18 protein-coding genes are annotated in these 23,612 nt (G+C 60.6%); 11 read left to right on the forward strand and 7 right to left on the reverse strand.

Annotated elements, in window-relative coordinates:
- Positions 1 to 3: 3 nt before the first annotated feature.
- The gene (locus CAF90_RS08145; RefSeq protein WP_007956487.1) at positions 4 to 546 is read left to right on the forward strand and encodes a DUF2937 family protein; all 543 of its coding nucleotides are present in this window, start codon (positions 4 to 6) and stop codon (positions 544 to 546) included.
- 81 nt (positions 547 to 627) lie between these two features.
- Here CAF90_RS08145 and CAF90_RS08150 read toward each other — a convergent pair whose 3' ends face one another.
- Complete coding sequence (locus tag CAF90_RS08150) at positions 628 to 1,542, reverse strand: LysR family transcriptional regulator (protein WP_085605602.1); 915 nt, start codon at positions 1,540 to 1,542, stop codon at positions 628 to 630.
- A gap of 146 nt (positions 1,543 to 1,688) precedes the next feature.
- Between CAF90_RS08150 and CAF90_RS08155 the strand changes: the two genes are divergently transcribed.
- The 4 genes from CAF90_RS08155 (at position 1,689) to CAF90_RS08170 (ending at position 5,404) form a co-directional block, all read left to right on the forward strand.
- The gene (locus CAF90_RS08155; protein ID WP_085605604.1) at positions 1,689 to 2,975 is read left to right on the forward strand and encodes an MFS transporter; all 1,287 of its coding nucleotides are present in this window, start codon (positions 1,689 to 1,691) and stop codon (positions 2,973 to 2,975) included.
- A 61-nt stretch (positions 2,976 to 3,036) separates the two neighbouring features.
- Positions 3,037 to 3,789, forward strand: a complete 753-nt coding sequence (locus CAF90_RS08160; protein WP_085605606.1) for a 5-oxoprolinase subunit PxpA — start codon at positions 3,037 to 3,039, stop codon at positions 3,787 to 3,789.
- Positions 3,786 to 4,490, forward strand: a complete 705-nt coding sequence (locus tag CAF90_RS08165; protein WP_085605608.1) for an allophanate hydrolase subunit 1 — start codon at positions 3,786 to 3,788, stop codon at positions 4,488 to 4,490. Before CAF90_RS08160 ends, CAF90_RS08165 begins: the two co-directional genes overlap by 4 nt.
- The gene (locus tag CAF90_RS08170) at positions 4,487 to 5,404 is read left to right on the forward strand and encodes a biotin-dependent carboxyltransferase family protein (RefSeq protein ID WP_085605610.1); all 918 of its coding nucleotides are present in this window, start codon (positions 4,487 to 4,489) and stop codon (positions 5,402 to 5,404) included. Before CAF90_RS08165 ends, CAF90_RS08170 begins: the two co-directional genes overlap by 4 nt.
- 150 nt (positions 5,405 to 5,554) lie before the next feature.
- On the opposite strand, the gene CAF90_RS08175 is transcribed toward CAF90_RS08170, so the two are convergent.
- The 3 genes from CAF90_RS08175 to CAF90_RS08185 form a co-directional block, all read right to left on the reverse strand.
- Positions 5,555 to 6,733: a VWA domain-containing protein gene (locus CAF90_RS08175; protein WP_016771218.1), complete on the reverse strand. Its 1,179-nt coding sequence runs from the start codon at positions 6,731 to 6,733 to the stop codon at positions 5,555 to 5,557.
- Between the two features lie 12 nt (positions 6,734 to 6,745).
- Positions 6,746 to 7,591, reverse strand: a complete 846-nt coding sequence (locus CAF90_RS08180) for a MoxR family ATPase (protein WP_007911294.1) — start codon at positions 7,589 to 7,591, stop codon at positions 6,746 to 6,748.
- Positions 7,592 to 7,765: 174 nt separating this feature from the next.
- A complete protein-coding gene (locus CAF90_RS08185) occupies positions 7,766 to 8,842 on the reverse strand; it encodes a DUF748 domain-containing protein (RefSeq protein WP_085605611.1) in 1,077 nt (358 codons plus the stop codon).
- Between the two features lie 128 nt (positions 8,843 to 8,970).
- Here CAF90_RS08185 and cysK point away from each other — a divergent pair, with 128 nt between their 5' ends.
- Positions 8,971 to 9,945, forward strand: a complete 975-nt coding sequence (gene cysK / locus CAF90_RS08190; protein WP_085605613.1) for a cysteine synthase A — start codon at positions 8,971 to 8,973, stop codon at positions 9,943 to 9,945.
- Between the two features lie 187 nt (positions 9,946 to 10,132).
- Entirely contained in the window at positions 10,133 to 11,071 is a 939-nt protein-coding gene (locus tag CAF90_RS08195) for an aspartyl/asparaginyl beta-hydroxylase domain-containing protein (protein WP_085605615.1), read from the forward strand.
- 56 nt (positions 11,072 to 11,127) lie between these two features.
- Here the strand turns inward: CAF90_RS08195 and CAF90_RS08200 are convergent, their stop codons facing one another.
- Positions 11,128 to 11,328 (reverse strand): hypothetical protein, encoded by a 201-nt coding sequence (locus CAF90_RS08200; RefSeq protein WP_085605617.1) that lies wholly within the window; start codon positions 11,326 to 11,328, stop codon positions 11,128 to 11,130.
- Positions 11,329 to 12,318: 990 nt separating this feature from the next.
- On the opposite strand from CAF90_RS08200, the gene CAF90_RS08210 reads away from it, so the two are divergent.
- Positions 12,319 to 13,182 (forward strand): DMT family transporter, encoded by an 864-nt coding sequence (locus CAF90_RS08210; RefSeq protein WP_085605619.1) that lies wholly within the window; start codon positions 12,319 to 12,321, stop codon positions 13,180 to 13,182.
- A 58-nt stretch (positions 13,183 to 13,240) separates the two neighbouring features.
- Here the strand turns inward: CAF90_RS08210 and CAF90_RS08215 are convergent, their stop codons facing one another.
- Together CAF90_RS08215 and CAF90_RS08220 are read right to left on the reverse strand one after the other, a co-directional pair.
- A complete protein-coding gene (locus CAF90_RS08215; protein ID WP_085605621.1) occupies positions 13,241 to 14,149 on the reverse strand; it encodes a DMT family transporter in 909 nt (302 codons plus the stop codon).
- Between the two features lie 84 nt (positions 14,150 to 14,233).
- Positions 14,234 to 15,859 carry a methyl-accepting chemotaxis protein gene (locus CAF90_RS08220; protein WP_085605623.1) on the reverse strand — a complete coding sequence of 542 codons (1,626 nt, stop codon included), beginning with the start codon at positions 15,857 to 15,859 and terminating at the stop codon, positions 14,234 to 14,236.
- A 416-nt stretch (positions 15,860 to 16,275) separates the two neighbouring features.
- On the opposite strand from CAF90_RS08220, the gene aceK reads away from it, so the two are divergent.
- The 3 genes from aceK to CAF90_RS08240 all read left to right on the forward strand — a co-directional run bounded on the left by aceK (position 16,276) and on the right by CAF90_RS08240 (position 23,540).
- The gene (gene aceK, locus CAF90_RS08230) at positions 16,276 to 17,997 is read left to right on the forward strand and encodes a bifunctional isocitrate dehydrogenase kinase/phosphatase (RefSeq protein WP_085605627.1); all 1,722 of its coding nucleotides are present in this window, start codon (positions 16,276 to 16,278) and stop codon (positions 17,995 to 17,997) included.
- Between the two features lie 188 nt (positions 17,998 to 18,185).
- Entirely contained in the window at positions 18,186 to 22,097 is a 3,912-nt protein-coding gene (gene hrpA / locus CAF90_RS08235; protein ID WP_085605629.1) for an ATP-dependent RNA helicase HrpA, read from the forward strand.
- A gap of 321 nt (positions 22,098 to 22,418) precedes the next feature.
- Complete coding sequence (locus CAF90_RS08240; protein ID WP_085605631.1) at positions 22,419 to 23,540, forward strand: beta-ketoacyl-ACP synthase III; 1,122 nt, start codon at positions 22,419 to 22,421, stop codon at positions 23,538 to 23,540.
- The last annotated feature ends 72 nt before the right edge of the window (positions 23,541 to 23,612 follow it).

The following is a 23,612-nucleotide window of genomic DNA, read 5'->3' on the forward strand; positions in this document are numbered from 1 at the left end:
CCCATGTTGCTCAGTTATCTACGGCTGGTGTTGTTTGCGGCGGGCCTGTTGATCGGTGTCCAGGTGCCGGGCTTCATCAACGATTACGCCAAGCGGGTCGAAGCGCACCTGATCGAGGCGCAGACCGGTCTGCGCGGCTTCCAGGGCACCGCCGAGCAGTTTTTCAAGGGTGACATCCAGGCACTGGTCGCCCATTACCGTGCCAGCGAAGACCCGGTGTTTCGCAGCGATGCCGACAGCCTGAGCACCTTGCTCAACCGTCAGCTGGCGTTGGACAAGCAATTCCAGGCGATGCAGGGCCCTTGGTACATCCGCTTCCTGCAAGTGGTGCTGGCCGCCGACCCGGACATCCGCAAGGAAACCTGGAACGGCTACAGCTACCAGATCCTGCTGACGCCGGAAGCAATGATCTGGGGCATGAGCGGCGCGCTGCTGCTGTCGTTCGGTCTTGAATGCCTGTTCCGTCTGATCGACTGGGTGGTGCTGGGCGGCAAGCGCCTGCGCCAGAGCCGGCCGATCGAAGATCGGGATGTGCGTGGGCTCTGAGCCTCAACGGATACTCCGCGCTGGGCTTGCGAGGGACGCGGAGCGTCCCGGGCTGCATTCCCACGCAGAGCGTGGGAACGATCAAGGGGCGAGCACGACGTAGTTCTCGCCCACCTTGCGCGCATATTCCTCCAGCACCTGCTGACACAGCGTCACGATCTCCTCGACCCATTCCACACCGACTCGCCACGACACCACCACCTGCAGGTTCGGCGGTCGCTGTTCGATGTCGAGCAGGGTCAATTCCCCCCGCGCCAGTTCCTCGGCCACCAGCACCGGCGGCAACGCGCCAATGCCGAACCCGTCGCGCAACAGCCGGGTGATCGCCGACACCGAATTCACACAGTTCAACCGTGGCGCCAGCACGCCCTGGGCCTGCATCAACGCCAGGATGTCCTGATGCGGCCGTGAGTTTTTCGAGTAGGTGATGATCCGTTCCTGCGCCAGGTCGGCGAGGCTTTGATAGTCGCGGTTGTAGATCGAATTGCTGGCGACGATCCAGCCGATGGGGTGGCTGGCCAGTTCCAGGCTGCGCACGCTTTCCTGGCGCACCAGATCGGTTTGCAGGATCAGATCGAGAAAGCCTTTTTGCAGCTGATCGCAGAGGTTCAGCGAGGTATCCGCCACCAGCTCGATTTCCACCCGTGGGTACAGATCGGTCATCTGTGCCACCAACGGGCTGAGCCAGGTGTGAATCACCGTGTCCATCACCCCGATGCGCACCCGGCCAACCTTGCTCGAACGGGTCTCGATCGACTGCTTCAGCGCCTGCATCGTGTCGAGCATCTGCTCGGCATAGTCCAGCACTTTCAAACCTTCGGGCGTCAGGCTGACGCCGCGCGAATCACGCAGAAACAGCTTCACCCCGAGCTCGCCTTCGAGCACCGCGATCCGGCTGGAAATCGAGGCCTGGGTGGTGAACAGCTTGTCGGCGGTCAGGCGAAAACTTTTCAGCCGGGCGACCCAGACGAAGGTTTCGAGAAACTTCAGGTTCATGGCAACAAATTTTTCTTATGTCTTGGGCGGGTTTTTATTCGTTGGACGCGACCGGGTGACGCACCCAAGAATCGACGCATCCGGTTCCCACGATAGGCGTCGTCGGAGCTTCGAACAAGACCAATAAAAGCCTGCGGAGACATGCCATGAGTGCGCCCGACACCCTCGACCTCCCCAAGACTGCGGCCCGTCCCGGCCCGTTCGACTGGTATCGCAACATCAATCAGCAGGAGCGCCGGACCTTCTGGAGCTGCAAGATCGGCTACGGTCTGGACGGCATGGACACCCAGATGCTCAGCTTCGTGGTGCCGACCCTGATCGCGATGTGGGGCATCACCACCGGCGAAGCCGGCCTGATTCACACCAGCACCCTGATCGCTTCGGCCATCGGCGGCTGGGTGGCGGGGATTCTCTCTGACCGCATCGGCCGCGTGCGCACCCTGCAACTGACGGTGCTGTGGTTTGCCTTCTTCACTTTCCTTTGCGGCTTCGCCCAAAACTACGAACAACTGCTGATCGCCCGAACCCTGATGGGCTTCGGTTTCGGCGGTGAATGGACCGCCGGCGCCGTGCTGATCGGTGAAGTGATCCGGGCCAAGGACCGCGGTAAAGCGGTGGGCATGGTGCAATCCGGCTGGGCCTTGGGTTGGGGCCTGACGGCGATTCTCTATGCGCTGCTGTTCTCGGTATTGCCACCGGAAGATGCTTGGCGCGCACTGTTCATCCTCGGCATCGTGCCGGCGGTGTTCGTGATTTTCGTCCGCCGTCTGGTGAAAGATCCGGAGATCTACCGCGAAGCCAAAGCCAAGCAAACTCCGGAAAGCCCGTCGAAGTTTTACGAGATCTTCGCCCCCGGCATGCTCTTCACCACGATTCGCGCCTCGTTGCTGACCACCGGCGCCCTCGGCGGTTACTACGCGATCACCTCCTGGCTGCCGACTTTTCTGAAGAACGAACGCGGCTTGAGCGTACTCGGCACCGGCGGTTATCTGGCGATGGTGATTGTCGGTTCCTACGTCGGTTATGTGATCAGCGCCTATTTGACCGACCTGTTGGGCCGCAAGAAGAACTTCATCCTGTTCGCAGTCGGCTCGTTCACCATCGTTCTGCTCTACACCCAATTGCCGGTCAGCAACGGCGTGATGCTGTGGCTGGGCTTCCCGCTGGGCTTTTTCGCTTCGGGGATTTTCAGTGGCATGGGCGCGTTTCTCACCGAGCTGTTTCCAACCCGGATTCGCGGCTCGGGGCAGGGCTTCTGCTACAACATCGGCCGGGCGCTGGCGGCATTGTTCCCGCTGCTGATCGGGCTGCTCAGCCAGAAAGTGCCGCTGAGCGTAGGCATCGGTGCCTTTGCGGCAGTGTCCTACGGGGTGGTGATCCTCGCGGCGTTGAGCCTGCCGGAAACCCGTGGCAAGCAACTGGACGCGCAGTAACTGATAACCTGCGACAACTGTCCTACAGCATAAAAAGATAACAGCTACAGGAGTGTTCACCGTGAGCCGCCTGCTATTGAACTGTGACATCGGCGAGAGCTTCGGCAGCTGGACCATGGGTCTGGACGCGGAAGTCATGCCCTTCATCGATTGCGCCAACATTGCCTGCGGTTTCCACGCCGGCGACCCGGGCATCATGCGCAAGACCGTCAGCCTGGCCCTGAGCCACGGCGTGCAGATCGGTGCGCATCCGGCCTATCAGGATCTGGTCGGGTTCGGCCGCCGCTCCATGGCTTACACCGCCCAGGAACTGCAAGACATCCTGCATTACCAGATCGGCGCCCTCGACGGCATTTGCCGTGCCCAGGGTGGCAAAGTCAGTTACGTCAAACCCCACGGTGCGATGTACAACGACATGATGGCCAACCCCGCGCAGTTGCGGGCGGTGATTCAGGCCGTCGCGGCTTACGATCGCAGCCTGCCACTGATGCTGATGGCCACCCGCGATAACACGGCAGCCCAGCAACTCGGCGACGAATACGGCGTGACCCTGTGGTTCGAAGCCTTCGCCGATCGCGCCTACGACAGCGCCGGCCGACTGGTTTCGCGACAACTCCCCGGCGCGGTGCACCACGATTCCGAAACCATCATCGGGCAAGCGCTGACCATCGCCCGTGGCGACAACCTCACCGCCAGCGACGGCAGCGCGCTCCACCTGCAAGCCAACACGCTGTGCGTGCACGGTGACAACGCCAGTTCAGTGGCGGCCGTGCAACGCATTCGTCAGGCCCTGAACGAGCAGAGCGCGCCATGAATCCGCGGGTGGAAGTGGTGGCGCTGGATTGCCTGATGCTGCGCCTGTTCGATGAAATCGCCGAAGCCAACATGCCGTGGATGCTCGCCGCCTGCGAGCGGCTGCGCACGGTGTTCGGCGCATATCTGATCGATCTGGTGCCGTCGTACACCACGTTGATGGTGCATTACGACCTGGCGGCATTGAACCCGAGTCAGGCCCGGGAACTGATCGCCGAAGCGCTGATCGACCTGTCGCCGAATGCGCACACCGGCGGCCAGTGTCATGTGCTGCCGGTGTGGTACGACCTTAGCGTCGGACCGGAATTGAGCCTGCTGTCGCAACGCAGCGGTTTGTCGGTGGAAGAAGTGATTCGCCGTCACAGCGCTCGGGAATACCAGGTGTTCGCCCTTGGCTTTGCACCGGGGTTTGCCTTCATGGGTTTGGTGGAAGAACTCCTGGCAGCACCGCGTCTGAATACGCCACGCAAGAAAGTCGCCGCCGGCAGCGTCGGCATCGCCGAGCGGCAGACCGCGGCGTATCCGGTGGTGTCTCCCGGTGGCTGGAACCTGATCGGTCGCACACCGGCAAAACTGTTCGACCGTGAACGCGATGGCTACAGCCTCATGCAGCCCGGCGATACCGTGCGTTTCGAAGCGGTGAGCCATGCCGAATTCATCCGCCTCGGCGGTGACGACACGCCTCTGGAGGCCTTCGCATGAGCCGACTGACGATTGAAGCAAGCACACCGCTGTGCCTGTTGCAGGACGCCGGGCGGTTTGGCGTGCGCCATCTGGGCGTGACCCAGGGCGGTGCGGCGGACTGGCGGTCGATGGCCTGGGCCAACTGGCTGCTGGGCAATGGCCTGGACTTGCCGGTGATCGAAATCACCCTCGGCGGGTTCACGGTGGTGGCTGAAGAAGATTGCGTGCTGGCATTGGCGGGCGCCGATCTTGGCGCGCAGATCGACGGTGAAGTGCTGGCACCGTGGCGCAGTTTCAAACTGCGCAAAGGACAGACCTTGAAGTTCACCCAGCCGTTGCTCGGGGCGCGGGCCTATCTGGCAGCGCCCGGCGGTTTCAGTGCGCCGAAAGTTCTGGGCAGCAGTGCCACGGTGGTACGCGAGGAGCTCGGTGGCCTCGAAGGTTTTGGCTTGCCATTGGCCAAGGGCGCTTCGCTGAGTTATCAGGGCGAAACCTTATTGGTGCGTGAGGTCCCGGCGGAGCATCGACCGGACCTGCGCCTCGACGCGCCGCTCGATCTGGTGTTGGGCGCGCAGATCGGTCAGTTCAGCGGGCAGAGCCTGTTCGATGCATTCAACAGTGCCTGGACGCTGGACAGTCGTGCCGATCGCATGGGTATTCGCCTGCTGGGCACGGCGTTGCAGTATCAGGGCAAACCGATGATCTCCGAAGGCATTCCGCTGGGCGCGGTGCAGGTGCCACCGGACGGACAGCCAATCGTGTTGCTCAATGATCGGCAGACGATTGGCGGTTATCCGCGATTGGGAGCGTTGACGCCGTTGGCGCTGGCCCGGTTGGCACAGTGTCTGCCGGGAGCGAAGGTCAGATTGCGCCCGGTGGTGCAAGAAGTTGCATACCGGGAGCATGTCGAATATCTGAAGCGCTTTACTTGATCGTTCCCGCGTCGAACGCGTCTGCGTTTGATCGTTCCCACGCTCCGCGTGGGAATGCCGCCCGGGACGCTCCGCGTCCCAGTGACGCAGAGCGTCACTTGATGCATTCCCACGCAGACGGTTCGACGCCTCGACATGGGAACGATCCGCTTACTTGGACAGAAACCGCATCCCTTCTTCCAGCCCGCGCAGGGTCAACGGATACATCTGATCCTCGATCAAGTCCCGCACGATGTTGGTCGACGAGGTGTAGCCCCACGTATCTTTCGGGTACGGATTGATCCAGATGAGCTTCTTGTACTTCTCCATGAAGCGCTGCATCCACACGTAACCCGGCTCTTCATTCCAGTGCTCGACGCTGCCGCCAGCCTGGGTGATTTCATAGGGCGCCATCGCCGCGTCACCGATGAAAATCACTTTGTAGTCGGCGCCGTACTTGTGCAGCAGGTCCTGGGTCGACGTGCGCTCGGAGGTGCGGCGCATGTTGTTCTTCCACACCGATTCATAAATGAAGTTGTGGAAGTAGAAGTACTCCAGATGTTTGAACTCGGTCTTGCAGGCCGAGAACAGTTCCTCGCAGATCTTCACGTGGGCGTCCATCGAGCCGCCGATGTCGAACAGCAGCAACAGCTTCACTGTGTTGCGCCGTTCCGGGCGCATCTGGATGTTCAGCAGGCCGGCGTCCTTGGCGGTGTGGTCGATGGTGCCATCGATATCCAGTTCTTCCGCCGCGCCCTGACGAGCGAATTTGCGCAGGCGGCGCAGGGCGACCTTGATGTTGCGGGTGCCCAGCTCCACGGAGTCGTCGAGGTTCTTGTACTCGCGCTGATCCCAGACTTTCACAGCTTTACCCTGGCGCTTGCCGGCATCGCCGACCCGGATGCCTTCCGGGTTGAATCCGCCGGAGCCGAACGGGCTGGTGCCGCCAGTGCCGATCCATTTGTTGCCGCCGGCGTGGCGTTCCTTCTGTTCTTCCAGGCGTTTCTTGAACTCTTCGATCAGCTTGTCCAGACCGCCAAGGGACTGGATCTGCGCGCGTTCCTCGTCGCTCAGCGAGCGCTCGAACTCCTTGCGCAGCCAGTCTTCGGGAATCAGCGCCTGCAAGTGATCGTCGAGCTTTTCCAGGCCATTGAAGTAGGCGCCGAACGCACGGTCGAACTTGTCGAAATGCCGTTCGTCCTTCACCAGAATCGCCCGCGACAAGTAGTAAAACTCGTCCATGTCGGCGAAGGTCACGCGCTGTTTCAGCGCGTTGATCAGGTCGAGCAGCTCGCGCACCGACACCGGCACCTTGGCTGCGCGCATTTCATTGAACAGGTTGAGCAACATGGCGTCAGCCTCTTAGCGGGTGCCGCGACGGCTCATGAACGCCAGGCGCTCAAGCAGTTGCACGTCCTGTTCGTTCTTCACCAGCGCACCGGCCAGCGGCGGGATGGCTTTGGTAGGATCGCGCTCGCGCAGTACGGCTTCGCCGATGTTGTCGGCCATCAACAGTTTCAGCCAGTCCACCAGTTCCGAGGTCGATGGCTTCTTCTTCAGGCCCGGCACCTTGCGCACGTCGAAGAACACGTCCAGCGCTTCGCTGACCAGATCCTTCTTGATGTCCGGGTAGTGAACATCGACGATTTTCTGCAGGGTGGTGCGGTCGGGGAAGGCGATGTAGTGGAAGAAGCAGCGGCGCAGGAAAGCGTCCGGCAGCTCTTTCTCGTTGTTGGAGGTAATGATGATGATCGGACGCTTCTTGGCCTTGATGGTCTCGTCGATCTCGTAAACGTAGAACTCCATCTTGTCGAGTTCTTGCAGCAGGTCGTTGGGGAACTCGATGTCGGCCTTGTCGATTTCGTCGATCAGCAGAATGACCCGCTCTTCGGACTCGAACGCTTCCCAGAGCTTGCCCTTCTTCAGGTAGTTACGCACGTCGTGGACTTTTTCATTGCCCAGTTGCGAGTCGCGCAGGCGGCTGACCGCATCGTACTCGTACAGGCCCTGATGGGCCTTGGTGGTGGACTTGATGTGCCAGGTGATCAGCTTGGCGCCGAACGATTCGGCCAGTTGCTCGGCGAGCATGGTCTTGCCGGTGCCCGGTTCGCCCTTGACCAGCAGCGGCCGCTCCAGGGTGATGGCGGCGTTGACCGCCAGCTTCAGGTCATCGGTGGCGACGTAGGCCTGGGTGCCTTCGAACTTCATCTGCTAATCCTCGAACGGTAACGCCGACCTGAACGGGCAGGGCGGGGGCGAAATAATCGGATGCCCGACTATAACGCGCGGCCCGGTCGACTGTGAACGCAGACGGCTTATTCAGTCTCTGAATGGGGCGTCACATGTTGACTCGGTTTCGGCCGAGAGCGAGTTGAGCAAGCGCTATCCGGCATCCGGCTTAGGACGCTCATACCGGGCATTGAACGCCTGGATGAACCCATTGCGCAAAATCTGCAAAAACGCTTCAAACGCGCTGATATCTTGCAGGTGCACGCTGCCGCTGAGTTCGACCCGGGTGGCAAACTGATTTTTGCCCTGGTTTTTCAGCACGGTTTCGGTGCCGCCGACCAGTGCTTCCCAGATCGAGCGGAAGATGCCCTTGTTCTTGTTCTCGACATCCTGCTGCCAGTTGAATACGTCGACGTCGCGCAGCAGCGGTTTGATGTAGCCCTTGAGTTGGCCCTTGTTCGCTGCGGCTTCGATGACCACGTCGCCGTGGCCGGCGTTGAAGTCGAATTTGCCGTAGGCCGAGGCGAAGTCGTTCATGCGTTTGAGTTCGATATCCCGGGCCCGCAGGCGAAATTCGAAGTCTTCGAAGTTGCTCAGCGGGTCGAAGGTGGCTGTGGTTTCGAGCGGCGCATGGCCCAGCAGCAGGGCTTTGCCTTCGAAGCGGGCGTCGCGTTTGCCTTTGGTGTCGACCACGTTGGTCAGGTTGAAGATGCTGGCGTCGACATTCGTCGCATTCATGTTCACCGGTGGTTTTGAGTTGAAGTTGCGAAAGCTGATGCGACCATCATTGATCTGTACTTCGTCGAGGGTGATCGGCAGCAGTTTGCCCAACTGCGCGCGCCAGTCGGTGCCCTGACCGGTCTGGGAGTTCTGCTTGTTGGCCCCACCATCGACGAAGTTCACCTGCGGTTTGAAGAACTTCACCTGCGCCACCACCGCATGGTCGTACCACAACGAGTGCCAGCTGACGGACAGGTCGATCAGCGGCGCATCGACGAACGGTACCGGGACCTTGCCGTCGACCTTGACGATTTTCAGGCCGTTGATCTTGTAGGCCCCGCGCCAGAGCGCCAGGTCGACGTCGGTGATCTGGCCGCGGTAGTCGCCCATGTTGGCCAGTTTGTCATTCAGATAGTCACGCACGAGGTAGGGCAGGGCGATGTGCAGGGCGACCAGCAACACCACAACAGTGGCGAGAATCCACAACGGCCAGCGGTAGCGACGCTTCATGGCAGCAAATCCCGAACGGTGTAAAGCGGTTGACTGCTGCCTGCCGCAGACGTTCGGCCCGACTGGACTGAGAAGGGCAACAGGCTTACCTTGGAGAGCTGAATTCAACGCTGCACAAGGACCCAGCCATGAGCCGTATTTTTGCTGACAACGCCCACTCCATCGGCAACACGCCGCTGGTGCAGATCAACCGCATCGCGCCCCGTGGCGTGACCATTCTGGCCAAGATCGAAGGTCGCAACCCGGGCTACTCGGTCAAGTGCCGGATTGGCGCCAACATGATCTGGGACGCCGAAAGCAGCGGCAAACTCAAGCCGGGCATGACCATTGTCGAGCCGACCTCGGGCAACACCGGCATCGGCCTGGCCTTTGTCGCGGCCGCTCGCGGTTACAAGCTGCTGCTGACCATGCCGGCCTCGATGAGCATCGAGCGGCGCAAGGTGCTCAAGGCGCTGGGCGCCGAGCTGGTGCTGACCGAACCGGCCAAAGGCATGAAAGGCGCTATCGAAAAGGCCAACGAGATCGTAGCCAGTGACGCGGGGAAATACTTCATGCCCGCCCAGTTCGATAACCCGGCCAACCCGGCCATCCACGAAAAAACCACCGGCCCGGAAATCTGGAACGACACCGATGGCGCCATTGATGTGCTGGTCGCAGGCGTCGGCACCGGCGGAACCATTACCGGCGTGTCGCGGTATATCAAGAATACGGCGGGCAAACCGATTCTGTCGGTGGCAGTGGAACCGGTGTCTTCGCCGGTGATTACCCAGGCGCTGGCGGGCGAAGAGATCAAGCCGAGTCCGCACAAGATTCAGGGCATCGGCGCCGGTTTTGTGCCGAAGAACCTTGATCTGTCGATGGTTGACCGGGTCGAGCTGGTGACGGATGACGAGTCGAAGGCCATGGCCCTGCGCCTGATGCAGGAAGAGGGGATCCTGTGCGGGATTTCCTGTGGTGCGGCCATGTCGGTAGCGGTGCGCCTGGCGGAAACTCCGGAAATGCAGGGCAAGACCATCGTCGTGGTGTTGCCGGATTCCGGTGAGCGTTACCTGTCGAGCATGCTGTTCAGCGATCTGTTCACCGATCAGGAGAACCAGCAGTAAGTGGCGTGTTGATTCAGGTCAGCCAAGGTTCAGGATCGTTATGTTAAGAAGTGCTTTGTTGCGCAATCTTTAACACTGAATCCTGAACCGGGCGGGTTTTTCCAGGAGCCGGTAGTGTTTATCATGGCCGGCCGCCATGTCGGGTAAATGACATTGCGCAGTGTTGTCTTTTTTCAAGGAGTTGTTGATGACCTTTCCGTTTGCCGCCAAGGCGTTGGTGTTGTTGCTGTTTCTGGGCAGCACGCTCTATGTGCATTTGCGCGGCAAGGCGCGTTTGCCGGTGCTGCGTCAGTTCGTCAACCACTCGGCGCTGTTTGCCCCGTATAACGCCTTGATGTACCTGTTCTCTGGCGTGCCGTCCAAGCCGTATCTGGATCGCAGCAAGTTTCCGGAACTGGACGTGTTGCGCGATAACTGGGAAACCATTCGCGACGAGGCGATGCACCTGTTCGACGAGGGGTACATCCGCGCCGCCGAGAAGAACAACGACGCCGGTTTCGGCTCGTTCTTCAAGAAAGGCTGGAAGCGTTTCTACCTCAAGTGGTATGACAAACCGCTGCCTTCGGCCGAAACCCTGTGCCCGAAAACCGTAGCCTTGGTCAGTGCCATCCCCAACGTCAAAGGCGCGATGTTCGCGTTGTTGCCGGGCGGGAGCCATTTGAACCCGCACCGCGATCCGTTCGCCGGTTCCCTGCGTTATCACCTCGGTCTGTCGACGCCGAACTCCGACGATTGCCGAATCTTCGTCGACGGTCAGGTCTACGCCTGGCGCGACGGTGAAGACGTGATGTTCGACGAAACCTACGTGCACTGGGTCAAGAACGAAACCGACAAGACCCGCGTCATCTTGTTCTGCGACATCGAGCGTCCGCTGAGCAATCGCCTGATGACCCGGATCAACCGCTTCATCAGCGCCTGGCTGGGCCGTGCCACGGCACCGCAGAACCTCGACGACGAGCGCGTCGGCGGGATCAACCAGGCTTACGCGTGGAGCAAGAACTTCAGCGACAAGTTCAGCGGTGGGGTCAAGCAGTGGAAACGCCGCAATCCAAAGGCCTATCGCGTAATGCGGCCGGTGCTGGCGGTGGTGGTGCTGACGTTGCTGGGGTATTGGCTGTTTGGTTGAGGCTGGATTTCGAAGTAAAAAAAACCGCTCGTTTGAGCGGTTTTTTGTTTTCAGAATCAGGGACGGCCAGCCAGTAAGCTTGGTTCATCGATAGCGGTGCCGGTTGCAATGATCTGTAAGAGCCGTCGTTGACTGGCTGTCAGAACCGTTGGATCAGATTCACCCCTTATTGCATGCGCTTTTTTCTTTCTGGGGGATTTTTTTATTTCTTTGCGCATATTCCCACCTTGGTTGATCAATATTTGAGCGTTTTTCACAATACTAGGCTCCCTACTGTTTTGACAAGGCGACCCTCGTTATCCAAACCGAAGCCGAGTTGTTCGTAAATTGGTATTGCTCCCTGGAATGGTTCTTGAGCCTCGATCAAGCTACTGCCAATGATGCGGGCGTATTGCTCAATTGCCAGAACGGATAGCGGTGCAACACGGTTCTTCAATGGATGTGTTTCTCTTGGCCGCCCTCCAGTCGTACGATTCGGATGCGTTGTCGACTTTTATTCGGGTTGGCAAAGCAAAGTCCGCACAGTTCAGATTCAAACCAGATTGCGATATCGAGTGCGAGAGGTTCGCGCGCTTTCCATCCAATGACTTCTTCCCATGAAAAATGCGGGCTCTCCCAACACTCAAAAGCACTCAGTGCCAACGAGTCGATGGGTTCGAAACGTACTTTCGAAAGGTCAAGCGTTGTGGGGCCAGCCATCTCCAGGTCAATCTGGAGTTGAGTCGTGGCAAGGCGGGCAAGCTTCCTGGCTTGCGATTTGTACAACTGATACCGCAGATGATTCCGTTCCCTTGGCATGTGATCTCGCGCATTCCATATCCCCATCAATGGTCGTTGCAATTGCAAACGAGCCTATGCGCCTGCCTCCTGCCTGTCGCTACTGGCCCTTTGTCCAAGTCATTGCAATCCATGTCGCGGGCTGGTTATAGTCGGCGCTCGTGAGTCGTATGACTCACCTTTCAACCCTTCAAAAAAGATCAGCCCAGATGCCTGCATCCCTTATCAACGCGGTAGTCGATTCAGCGGTCAACGCTGGCGTCGTGCCGTGCGGGAATCAGCAGCCTGTGCAGATCAGTCATTACCCTCCACCTGTCAGTAGCACGCCGGTGTGCGCAGTCGTATCACCGCCGGGCGTTGGTGTTTCGGGCTGATCGGCGTTTTCTGCTGACCCCTTTGCCCGCCTGAAAAAACCTACTGAATTTCAGCTTCGGCTGAGTTGGCTATTTGCCTGACTACAGGTGGTATTCATGTTTGTCCTTTCGAAAAAGTCCGCGCTCGCGGCGGCGTCCACGAGCCTGTTCGTTCTGCTGTGGAGCAGCGGGGCGATCTTCTCCAAGTGGGGGCTGGCCCACGCTTCGCCTTTTGCCTTTCTGCTGATCCGTTTTGTGATTGCCCTGTGTGGGCTGGTGCTGCTGGTGCCGTTACTCAAGTTGAGGTTGCCCAAGCTCGGCAAGCCGATGCTGTACGCGATGGCCACTGGTGTGGTGCTGTTGGGGGCTTATCAGATCTTTTATCTGCTGGCGCTGGATCTGAAAGTCACGCCCGGGGTGATGGCGACCATCATGGGCGTGCAGCCGATCCTCACGGTGGTGATCATGGAGCGGCAGCGCTCGGCGAGCCGGATGTTTGGTCTGGCGCTGGGATTGGCCGGGTTGATCATGGTGGTTTACCAAGGCATCGGTCTGGCCGGGATGTCGCTGGCGGGGATGCTGTTCGGTCTGCTGGCGTTGGCGAGCATGACCTTCGGCTCGATCATGCAGAAGCGCATCACCGACAATCCCCTCGGCACGCTGCCGGTGCAGTATCTGGCCGGTCTGCTGCTATGCGGGATCTTCGTGCCGTTCCAGCCGTTCCACTTCGAGCACAGCGCCGGTTTCATCGTGCCGGTGTTGTGGATGGGGCTGGTGGTTTCCGTGCTGGCGACGTTGCTACTGTACCGGCTGATCGCCCGAGGCAATCTGGTGAATGTCACCAGCCTGTTCTATCTGGTGCCGGCCGTGACGGCGGTGATGGACTACCTGATCTTCGGCAATCGCCTGGCGGCGTTGAGCGTGCTGGGGATGCTGTTGATCATCGTCGGTCTGGTGTTCGTGTTCCGTAAATCGGCGTAACCGCCGCGCATGAAAAAAGGCCCGGGAGGAAACTCCCGGGCCTTTGTGCATCTGCCTTTCAGCGGGTGGCGATTTCTGCCGGCTTCACCACTGCGGGTTTCAGCACCAGCCACAGCGCAATCGCGATCAACACCCCGCCATACACGTGCGCCATCGACAGCGGCTCATCGAGAAACAGCGCTCCCCACAACACGCCGAACGGCGGAATCATGAAGGTCACGGTCATCGACTTCACCGGCCCGATGGAGCTCAGCAGGCGGAAGTAAATGATGTAAGCGAACGCGGTGCAGCCCAGACCCAGGCCCAGCAGCGACAGCCAGACATTCCAGCCACCCCAGCTCACCGGCGGCTGAGTGATGACGCTGTAACCGAACAACGGCAACAGAAACAGGGTCGCACCGAGCATGCTGCCCAGCGCCGACAGACGGCTGTCGAGCCCACCGGCCTGATCCAGCCAGCGTCGGGCAAGAAACCCGGCGAAGCCGTAGCAGGTGGTTGCGAGCAGGCAGGCAACGGCGCCCATCAGCAGGTGCAGATCGAACGCGACCGGGCCGGCGCGGGTCAGCACGCCCACCCCGAGCAGGCCGAGGAACACCCCGGCGAGTTTGGCCAGCGTCAGTTTTTCACTGAAGAACAACCCGCCGATTAACACGCCCATCAACGGCGTGGTGGCATTGAAGATCGCCGAGTATCCGGCCGGCAGCACCTGGGCGGCAACCGAATACAGCGTCGCCGGAACGCCGGAGTTGATCACGCCGAGCATCATCACGGTCTTGAGCTTGCCTTTGAAATCCCAGTTGATGCGCATCAGTCCGAGGATCACCAGCAGGCCGACGGCGGCAATCGAAACGCGGAAGAATCCGGTCGGAACCGTACCGATCGCGGGAGCGATGATGCGCATGAACAGGAAGCTCGCGCCCCAGATGGCGGCCAGCGACAACATGCGGAAAATATCGACAGGGCTCACGGGCCACTCCTTCCTTGATCGGGACGAGAGTGTTGCCGAGGGCCCCGGCGATGGCAACCGTTAATCGGGCGTTTAATTTTCTGATCAGATCACGAAGCGCGTCACCAGCCCGTTCAGGTCGACGGCCAGCCGCGACAGTTCCTGGCTGGCAGCAGACGTCTGGGTCGCGCCGGCAGCGGTCTGGGTCGACAGATCGCGGATGGTCACCAGGTTTTCGTCGACTTCCCGGGCCACCAGCGCCTGTTGTTCGGCGGCGCTGGCGATCACCAGGTTGCGCTGGTTGATCTGCGAAATCGACGCGGTGATTTTCTCCAGAGCCTGGCCGGCGCTGTTGGCCCGGCGCAGGGTATGGCTGGCCTGCTCGGCGCTGTTTTGCAAGGCACCGACGGTGGCACTGGTGCCTTGCTGAATGCTGCTGATCATCAGCTCGATTTCTTCGGTGGAGTTCTGCGTGCGCTGGGCCAGCGAGCGGACCTCGTCGGCAACCACTGCAAACCCACGCCCGGCCTCACCGGCGCGCGCGGCTTCAATCGCAGCGTTCAGGGCGAGCAGGTTGGTCTGCCCGGCGATGCCGCGAATCACTTCCAGCACCTTGCTGATGTCCTGGGCCTGGGTCGCAAGGCCCTCGGCCTGTTCGGATGCACCGAGCACCGCACTGACCAGTTCCTGAATCGAACTGATGGTCTCGCTGACCTGCACATGCCCGTGCTTGCTGTCCTCGTTCGATGCTTCGGAGGCTTCGGCGCTGGACACCGCATTGGCGGCCACTTCATCGACCGCCGTGCTCATTTCGGTGACCGCCGTGGCAGCCTGCTCGATCTGGTCATTCTGCTGTTGCAGGCCGCGGGTGCTCTGCTCCATAACCGAGCTCATTTCCTCGGCAGCGGAGGCCAGTTGCTGGGCCGACTCGCTGATGCCACGAATGGTCGAACGCAGATTGCCCTGCATCTCGGCCAGCGCCGTGAGCAACTGCGCCGCTTCGTCCTTGCCGTCGCTGTCGATGCGACCGCTGAGGTCTCCCGAAGCGATCCGCCGTGCCACATTCAGCGCCTGATTGATCGGCGCGGTGATGCTGCGGGTCAGCAACCAGGCCAGCAACAACGTGGCAATCAGGGCGATGACGATGATCGTGGCGACGATCCACAGCGCCTGCTGGTACATCGCCGCCGCGGACCTGGCCGCGACATCCGCGCCTTGCTGATTGAGGCTGATCATTTGCTCCAGGGTTTTGTCGAGCACCGTGCCCTGGGGCGCCAGTTCGTTGGTCAGGCGTGCGTAGGCTTGGTCGTTTTGTCCGGCGTCGATCTGTTTGATGATCTGGTCGAGGATGCTCAGGTACTTGGCGGTGTCGGCACTCAGGCCTTCCAGCATCGCCCGTTCCTGATCGTTGGCAATCAGGGCCTTATGATCGTCGAGGCGCTTGAGCAATTCCTGGCGTTGTGCGGTGAGAAGGCCTTTGCTGCGTTCGCGAACGGCAGCCTGAGTACTGGTGATCAGGCGCAGGGATTCGAGGCGGATGCTGGCAATGTTCGCCGCTGCGTCATGGATGCTTTCGATGCTGGGCATCCACGATTCCTCGATCACCGCTGCGCTCTCGCGCAGGGTTTTCATCTGGCCCAGACCGAACAGGCCGACCACCACCAGCAGACTGGCCAGAACGGCAAAACACAAACTGGCGCGCAAACCGATGCGCAGATTCCGGATAGACATCAATGTGCTCCTTGGGCGTTTGGGGAGAGGTCGTCCTCGTGAGCGAGGATCTTGTTGTGAGGCGGGTGATGGCGGGCTGTATATCAAAGTGCCACTATCTTGGTAAGGCCAGTCATTGGTCATCGGTAGATGGAATGGACAGCAATGAACAAGTCGGGAAAAAGCGCGAGCTAGAGATGTCGCCGCTGAATTGGATCCGAAACCCACAGAAAACGCGGGCTGGCGCCCAGTGGTGGGGAGAACCGAAGTGGACGTTTATTGACCGAACGGTCGATTAAAAAAACTTTGATAAAAACTGTGTCGCTGTACAAGCCGCAAGAGGATTTGGCAGAAATTGCGCTTCTCCTGCGCCCGCTTCCGTGGCTAAGCTCAGGCCTTCGAGCACAGATTCTCCAATTCCCGCAGAGGTCTCATCTATGCCGCAGCAATGGCCAGCCACCGACATCGCCCGCCTGATCCTCGATGGCTTTGACGATTACCGCGAGCATTTCCGGCGAATCACCGACGGCGCCCGGGAGCGCTTCGAGCAGGCCCGCTGGCAGGACACACAAACCGCGTCGGCGGCGCGGATCAACCTCTACGAAGAAAAGGTCGGTGAAACCGTCGCCCGCCTGCGCGAGTATTTCGAGCCGGACACCTTGATGGACGTCACCTGTTGGCCGCTGGTGAAAAGCGCCTACATCAGCATTATCGACCTGCGCTTTGACGATGAGCTGTCCGAGACCTGGTACAACTCGATTTTCTGCGGCTTGTTCAGCCACGACCTGATCAGCGACGGCTGCATGTTCATCCACACCACCCGCCCGAGCCTGCGTCGGGCCCGCGCCGCGCAAACCCGCACCTATAAACCGCAAGGGCAGATCTCGGCCATGCTCGCGAGTATCTTTGCCGATTACCGGTTCAACGAGGCCTACGCCGATCTGCCCGGTGACTTGCATCGCCTGGAAGCACAGCTGCGCGAGAACCTGCCGGACTGGGTGTGCAAGGACCCGGAGCTGAGCGTCGAGCTGTTCTCCTCGGTGCTGTACCGCAACAAGGGCGCGTACCTGGTCGGGCGGATCTACACCAACGACGATCAGTGGCCGCTGGTGATTCCGCTGCTGCACCGCGAAGGGCGGGGGATTCAGATCGACGCGCTGATCACCGACGAAGCGGATGTGTCGATCATCTTCTCGTTCACCCGTTCGTATTTCATGGTGGATGTGCCGGTGCCGGCGGAGTTTATCGGTTTCCTCAAACGCATCCTGCCGGGCAAGCACATCGCCGAGCTGTACACCTCGATCGGTTTCTACAAGCACGGCAAATCGGAGTTCTACCGCGCCCTGATCAATCACCTGGCCAACACCGATGACCAGTTCATCATGGCGCCGGGCGTGCGCGGCATGGTCATGAGCGTGTTCACGCTGCCGGGTTTCAACACCGTGTTCAAGATCATCAAGGACCGATTCTCCCCGTCGAAAAACGTCGACCGCGCCACAGTGATCGAGAAGTACCGACTGGTGAAAAGTGTCGACCGCGTTGGGCGCATGGCCGATACCCAGGAATTCGCCGACTTCCGTTTTCCGTTGAGCAAGTTCGAGCCGGCGTGCCTGGCGGAACTGCTGGAAGTTGCGCCGTCCACGGTGTCGCTGGAAGGCGAAACCGTGCTGATCCGCCACTGCTGGACCGAGCGCCGGATGACCCCGCTCAACCTCTATCTGGACAACGCCAACGAAGCCCAGGTGCGCGAAGCGCTGGAAGATTACGGACTGGCAATCAAACAACTGGCGGCGGCCAACATCTTCCCCGGCGACATGCTGCTGAAGAACTTCGGCGTCACCCGCCACGGCCGGGTGGTGTTCTACGACTACGACGAGATCTGTTTTCTTACCGAAGCCAATTTCCGCCACATCCCGGCGCCGCGCACGCCGGAGGACGAAATGGCCTCCGAACCGTGGTATTCGATCGGGCCGCTGGACGTGTTCCCCGAGGAATTTCCGCCGTTTCTGTTTGCCGATTCGGCGCAGCGCAAACTGTTCGATCAGCTGCATGGCGAGTTGTACAACGCTGATTACTGGAAGGGATTGCAAGAGGCGATTCGGGCGGGGAAAGTCATCGACGTCTTTCCGTATCGGCGAAAGGGCCTCGATAACGAGTGACTTTCTGGAATTGCTGCGCAATTCATCGCGAGCAGGCTCGCTCCCACATTTGATCGCGCTGTGCAGCGGTTTTATGGCCGCTGGAGATTCAGGGTGGGAGCGAGCCTGCTCGCGATCGGCCGCGCAGCGGTCGTAAAATCTGCGACAATCGCGTCCTTGCGCCACTAGACGACCGAATTGCGTACCCGATGACCGACGAATCGCCCTCCATCGACAAACTGCTGAAAAACCTCGATCACGCCATGCTCGCCGACCGTCACCGGCTGCGGCGGCAGTTGCTTGAGCTGCGCAAGAAACCCGACGAGGCCAAGCTGGCCCAGTGGGTGGCGCGCATGCAGGCGTCCTGCGATCAGGTGCTGGCGCGCAAGGCCAGCCTGCCGGTGATCCGTTACGACGACAGCCTGCCGATTGCAGCCAAGCGTGACGAAATCAAAAAGGCCCTGGAAAAGCACCAGGTGCTGATCATCGCTGGCGAAACCGGATCGGGTAAAACCACCCAGTTGCCGAAAATCTGCCTGGAAATCGGTCGCGGCCAGCATGGTCTGATCGGCCACACCCAGCCTCGCCGAATTGCGGCGCGCAGCGTGGCCAGTCGGGTTGCCGAAGAACTCGGTACGCCGCTGGGCGCGCTGGTCGGCTATCAGGTGCGCTTTGAAGACCAAAGCGATTCGAACACCCTGATCAAACTGATGACCGACGGCATCCTGCTGGCGGAAACCCAGAACGACCGCTACCTCGAACGCTACGACACGATCATCGTCGACGAAGCCCACGAACGCAGCCTCAACATCGACTTCCTGCTGGGTTACCTGAAAACCCTGCTGCCGCGTCGTCCGGACCTTAAAGTCATCATCACTTCGGCGACCATCGATCTGGAACGCTTCTCCAAACACTTTGACGATGCACCGATTGTCGAAGTGTCCGGGCGTACCTTCCCGGTGGAAACCTGGTATCGCCCGCTGACGCTTGAGCAGGACGAAGAGGGCAACCGTGTCGAAGACGACCTGACCGTCGATCAGGCGATCCTCGCCACCCTCGACGAAATCGCCGCTTATGAGCGTAGCGAACGCCGCAGTCCTGGTGATGTGCTGGTGTTCCTGCCGGGTGAGCGCGAGATTCGCGACGCCGCCGACATGCTGCGCAAGGCCCAGCTCAAACACACCGAAATCCTGCCGTTGTACGCGCGCCTGTCGCCGGCCGAGCAGCAGCGGATATTCCAGTCCCATCCGGGCCGTCGCGTAGTGCTGGCGACCAACGTTGCCGAAACCTCGCTGACCGTGCCGGGCATCCGTTACGTGATCGACAGCGGCACCGCGCGCATCAGCCGCTACAGCTACCGCGCCAAGGTTCAGCGGCTGCCGATCGAAGCGATTTCCCAGGCCAGCGCCAACCAGCGTAAAGGTCGCTGCGGCCGGGTCGAGCCGGGTATCTGCGTGCGCTTGTACAGCGAAGAGGATTTCCTCGGTCGCCCGGAATTCACCGATCCGGAAATCCTGCGCACCAACCTTGCGGCGGTAATCCTGCAGATGCTCCATCTGCGCCTCGGTGAGATCACCGATTTCCCGTTTATCGAGCCGCCGGACGGCAAGGCAATCAGCGACGGTTTCAACCTGCTGCAAGAACTCTCGGCGGTGGACCGCAACAGTCAGCTGACCCCGCTCGGCCGTCAGCTGGCGCGCCTGCCGGTGGACCCGCGCATGGGCCGCATGCTGCTGGAGGCGGCGAAGCTCGGCAGCCTGCAGGAAGTGCTGATCGTCGCCAGCGCCATGTCGATTCAGGACCCGCGCGAGCGTCCGCCGGAGCGTCAGCAAGCCGCTGACCAGGCGCACGCCCAATGGAAGGACGCTGACTCCGACTTCGCCGGGCTGGTCAATCTGTGGCGCGGTTTTGAAGAGCAGCGCCAGGCGCTGACGGCGAGCCCGCTGCGCAACTGGTGCCGCAAGAATTTCCTCAACTATCTGCGGTTGCGCGAGTGGCGTGATTCCCACCGTCAGTTGAGTTTGATCTGCCGCGACTTGCAACTGAGCCTGAACAAAGAGCCGGCGGATTATCCGAAGCTGCACAAAGCGGTGCTGGTCGGCCTGCTCAGCCAGATCGGCCAGAAAACCGAGGACGGCGATTACCTTGGCGCCCGTCAGCGGCGGTTCTGGATTCACCCGTCGTCGGGTATCGGCAAGAAACGCCCGCAGTGGGTGATGACCGCCGAACTGGTGGAAACCACCAAGCTCTACGCGCGGATGGTGGCGAAGATCGACGCCGACTGGATCGAACCGCTGGCCGGGCACCTGATCAAGAAGAACCACTTCGAACCGCACTGGGAGAAGAAGCGCGGCCAGGTCGTCGCGTTCGAACAGATCACCCTGTTCGGCCTGATCGTGGTCGGTCGTCGACCGGTGCATTACGGCCCGGTAGATCCGGTAGTTTCGCGCGAGCTGTTCATCCGCGAAGGCCTGGTGCGTGGCGAGATTCAGTCCCGGGCCAAGTGCCTGACCGCCAACAAGCAATTGCTCGAACAGCTCGACGAACTGGAAGCCAAGGCCCGTCGCCGGGACATTCTGGCGGACGAGGAAACACTCTACGCGTTCTACGACGCGCGACTGCCGGCGGAGATCCACCAGACCGCGACGTTCGACAGCTGGTACCGCGTCAACAGCCAGAAAGATCCGCAATTGCTGATCATGCGCGAGGAAGACGTACTGGCTCGCGAGGCCAGTGAAGTCACCGCCCAGCATTACCCGGACACGCTGCACATCGGCGATCTGGAACTGGCGCTGAGTTATCACTTCGAACCGAATCACCCGCGCGACGGCGTGACCCTGCGTGTGCCGGCGCCGCTGTTGCCGATGCTGCCGCCGGAACGACTGGAATGGCTGGTGCCGGGTCTGATCGAGGCCAAGTGCATTGCGCTGGTGCGCAACCTGCCCAAGGCCCTGCGCAAGAACTTCGTGCCGGTGCCGGACTTCATCAAGGCCGCGCTGCAGCGCATGACCTTTGCCGAAGGCTCGTTGCCGCAAGCGCTGGGCCGCGAACTGCTGCGCATGACCGGCGCGCGGGTCAGTGATGAAGCCTGGGCCGAAGCGGCGCAGCAGGTTGAAAGCCACCTGCGGATGAACCTGGAAATCGTCGACGGTCAGGGCAAGTTCCTCGGCGAAGGACGGGATCTGGCAGAACTGACCGCACGTTTCGCCGAAGCCAGCCAGGCTGCTTTGGCCGTGCCGCAAAGTGCGAAAAGCCAGCAGCCGGTGGAGGCCAAGGTCTTCGCGCCGGTGGCGGAAAAGACGCAGCAGAAGATCGCCGGGCTGTCGATGACGGTCTATCCGGCGCTGGTGGAAGAGGGCGGCACGGTCAAGGAAGGGCGCTTTTCGACCCCGGCCGAAGCCGAATTTCAGCACCGCCGCGCCTTGCAGCGCCTGCTGATGCAGCAACTGGCCGAACCGGCGAAGTTCCTGCGCGGCAAGTTGCCGGGCCTGACCGAAATGGGGTTGCTGTACCGCGAACTGGGTCGCGTCGATGCGCTGGTGGAAGACATTCTGCTGGCCAGCCTCGACACCTGCATTCTCGAGGGCGAAGACCCGTTGCCGCGTGACGGCGCAGGTCTGGCGGCACTGGCCGAGCGCAAGCGTGGCAGCTGGACCGAGCACGCCGAGCGGGTGGCTCGCCTGACTCTGGAAATCCTCAAGCTCTGGCACGGTCTGCAAAAGCGCTTCAAAGGCAAGATCGACCTGGCTCAAGCGGTGGCGCTCAACGACATCAAGCAGCAACTCAGTCATCTGGTGTATCCGGGCTTCGTCCGGGAAACGCCGATGCTCTGGCTCAAGGAGTTGCCGCGTTATCTGAAAGCGGTCGAGCAACGTTTCGAGAAACTGGGTGCGCAGGTGCAGAAGGATCGGGTGTGGAGCGGCGAACTCGCCGGCCTCTGGACGCAATACCAGACCCGCGCCGCCAAACATGCCCAGGAAGGCAAACGCGATCCGCAGCTCGAGCTGTATCGCTGGTGGCTGGAGGAGTATCGGGTTTCGCTGTTCGCCCAGCAGTTGGGGACGAAAGTGCCGATCTCCGACAAGCGCCTGAACAAACAGTGGAGCCAGGTAGAACAGTGACGCTGATCGTTCCCACGCTCCGCGTGGGAATGCCTGCGGGGACGCTCCGCGTCCAGTGACGCAGAGCGTCACGGGCTGCATTCCCACGCAGGAGCGTGGGAACGATCATTGCGCGTCGATCTTGAGAAAGACGCCAAATGGCCACGGTTATGGCAAACTTCGCCACCATAAATGCCGTTTTCGCGTCCCAGAGCCTTTGCCGGGCCGCGCAACGGAATAAAGCGATGCCAGGTTTTTGCGTCCCTTATACGGGAATGGACCCTTTGCGTGTTGGCACGTCGGTGCCAGCACTTTCTGCCTGAACAGATTAGAGAAACGACCATGCATAACGTCGTCATCAGCGGCACCGGCCTGTACACCCCGGCCAACAGCATCTCCAACGAAGAGCTGGTGCAGTCTTTCAATACCTACGTCGCCCAGTTCAATGCGGACAACGCCGAAGCCATCGCCAGCGGCGAAGTGCAGGCCCTGACCGAGTCCAGCGCCGCGTTCATCGAAAAAGCCTCCGGCATCAAGAGCCGCTTTGTCATGGACAAGGACGGCATCCTCGATCCGCAACGCATGGCACCACGTCTGCCAGAGCGTTCCAACGACGAATGGTCGGTGCTCTGCCAGATGGCCATCGGTGCTGCCGAACAAGCCCTGCAGCGTGCCGGCAAGACTGCCGCCGATATCGACGGCGTGATCGTCGCCTGCTCCAACCTGCAGCGCGCCTATCCGGCCATCGCCATCGAAGTCCAGGAAGCACTGGGCATCCAGGGTTTCGGTTTCGACATGAACGTTGCCTGCTCGTCGGCGACCTTCGGCATCCAGCAAGCGGCCAACACCGTGCAACTGGGCCAGGCCCGGGCGATCCTGATGGTCAACCCGGAAGTCTGCACCGGTCACTTGAACTTCCGTGACCGTGACAGCCACTTCATTTTCGGTGACGCGGCTACTGCGGTGATCATCGAGCGTGCCGATACGGCGATGTCGAAGCACCAGTTCGACGTGGTCAGCACCAAACTGCTGACCAAGTTCTCCAACAACATCCGCAACAACTTCGGCTTCCTCAACCGCGCAGCGGAAGAGGGCATCGGCGCCCGCGACAAACTGTTCGTGCAGGAAGGCCGCAAGGTGTTCAAGGATGTCTGCCCAATGGTCGCCGAGCTGATCGGCGAACATCTGGAAGAGAACAAGCTCAACGTCGGCGACGTGAAGCGCTTCTGGCTGCACCAGGCCAACCTGAGCATGAACCACCTGATCGTGCGCAAGCTGCTGGGCCGCGAAGCCACCGAAGAAGAAGCCCCGGTGATTCTCGACACCTACGCCAACACCAGCTCCGCCGGTTCCGTGATCGCGTTCCACAAGTATCAGGACGATTTGGCAGCCGGCTCGCTGGCAGTGCTGAGTTCGTTCGGTGCCGGTTACTCGATTGGTAGCGTGATTCTGCGTAAACGCTAAGAGCGAGTTCATTTCCTCTTAATCGCGCTGACGTTTCCTACATCCGAATCGGCGCGAACGCTGTAATTTTCG

It is taken from the genome of Pseudomonas sp. B37(2017) (assembly GCF_002112885.1).
GTDB classification, from domain to species: Bacteria; Pseudomonadota; Gammaproteobacteria; order Pseudomonadales; family Pseudomonadaceae; genus Aquipseudomonas; species Aquipseudomonas paraglycinae.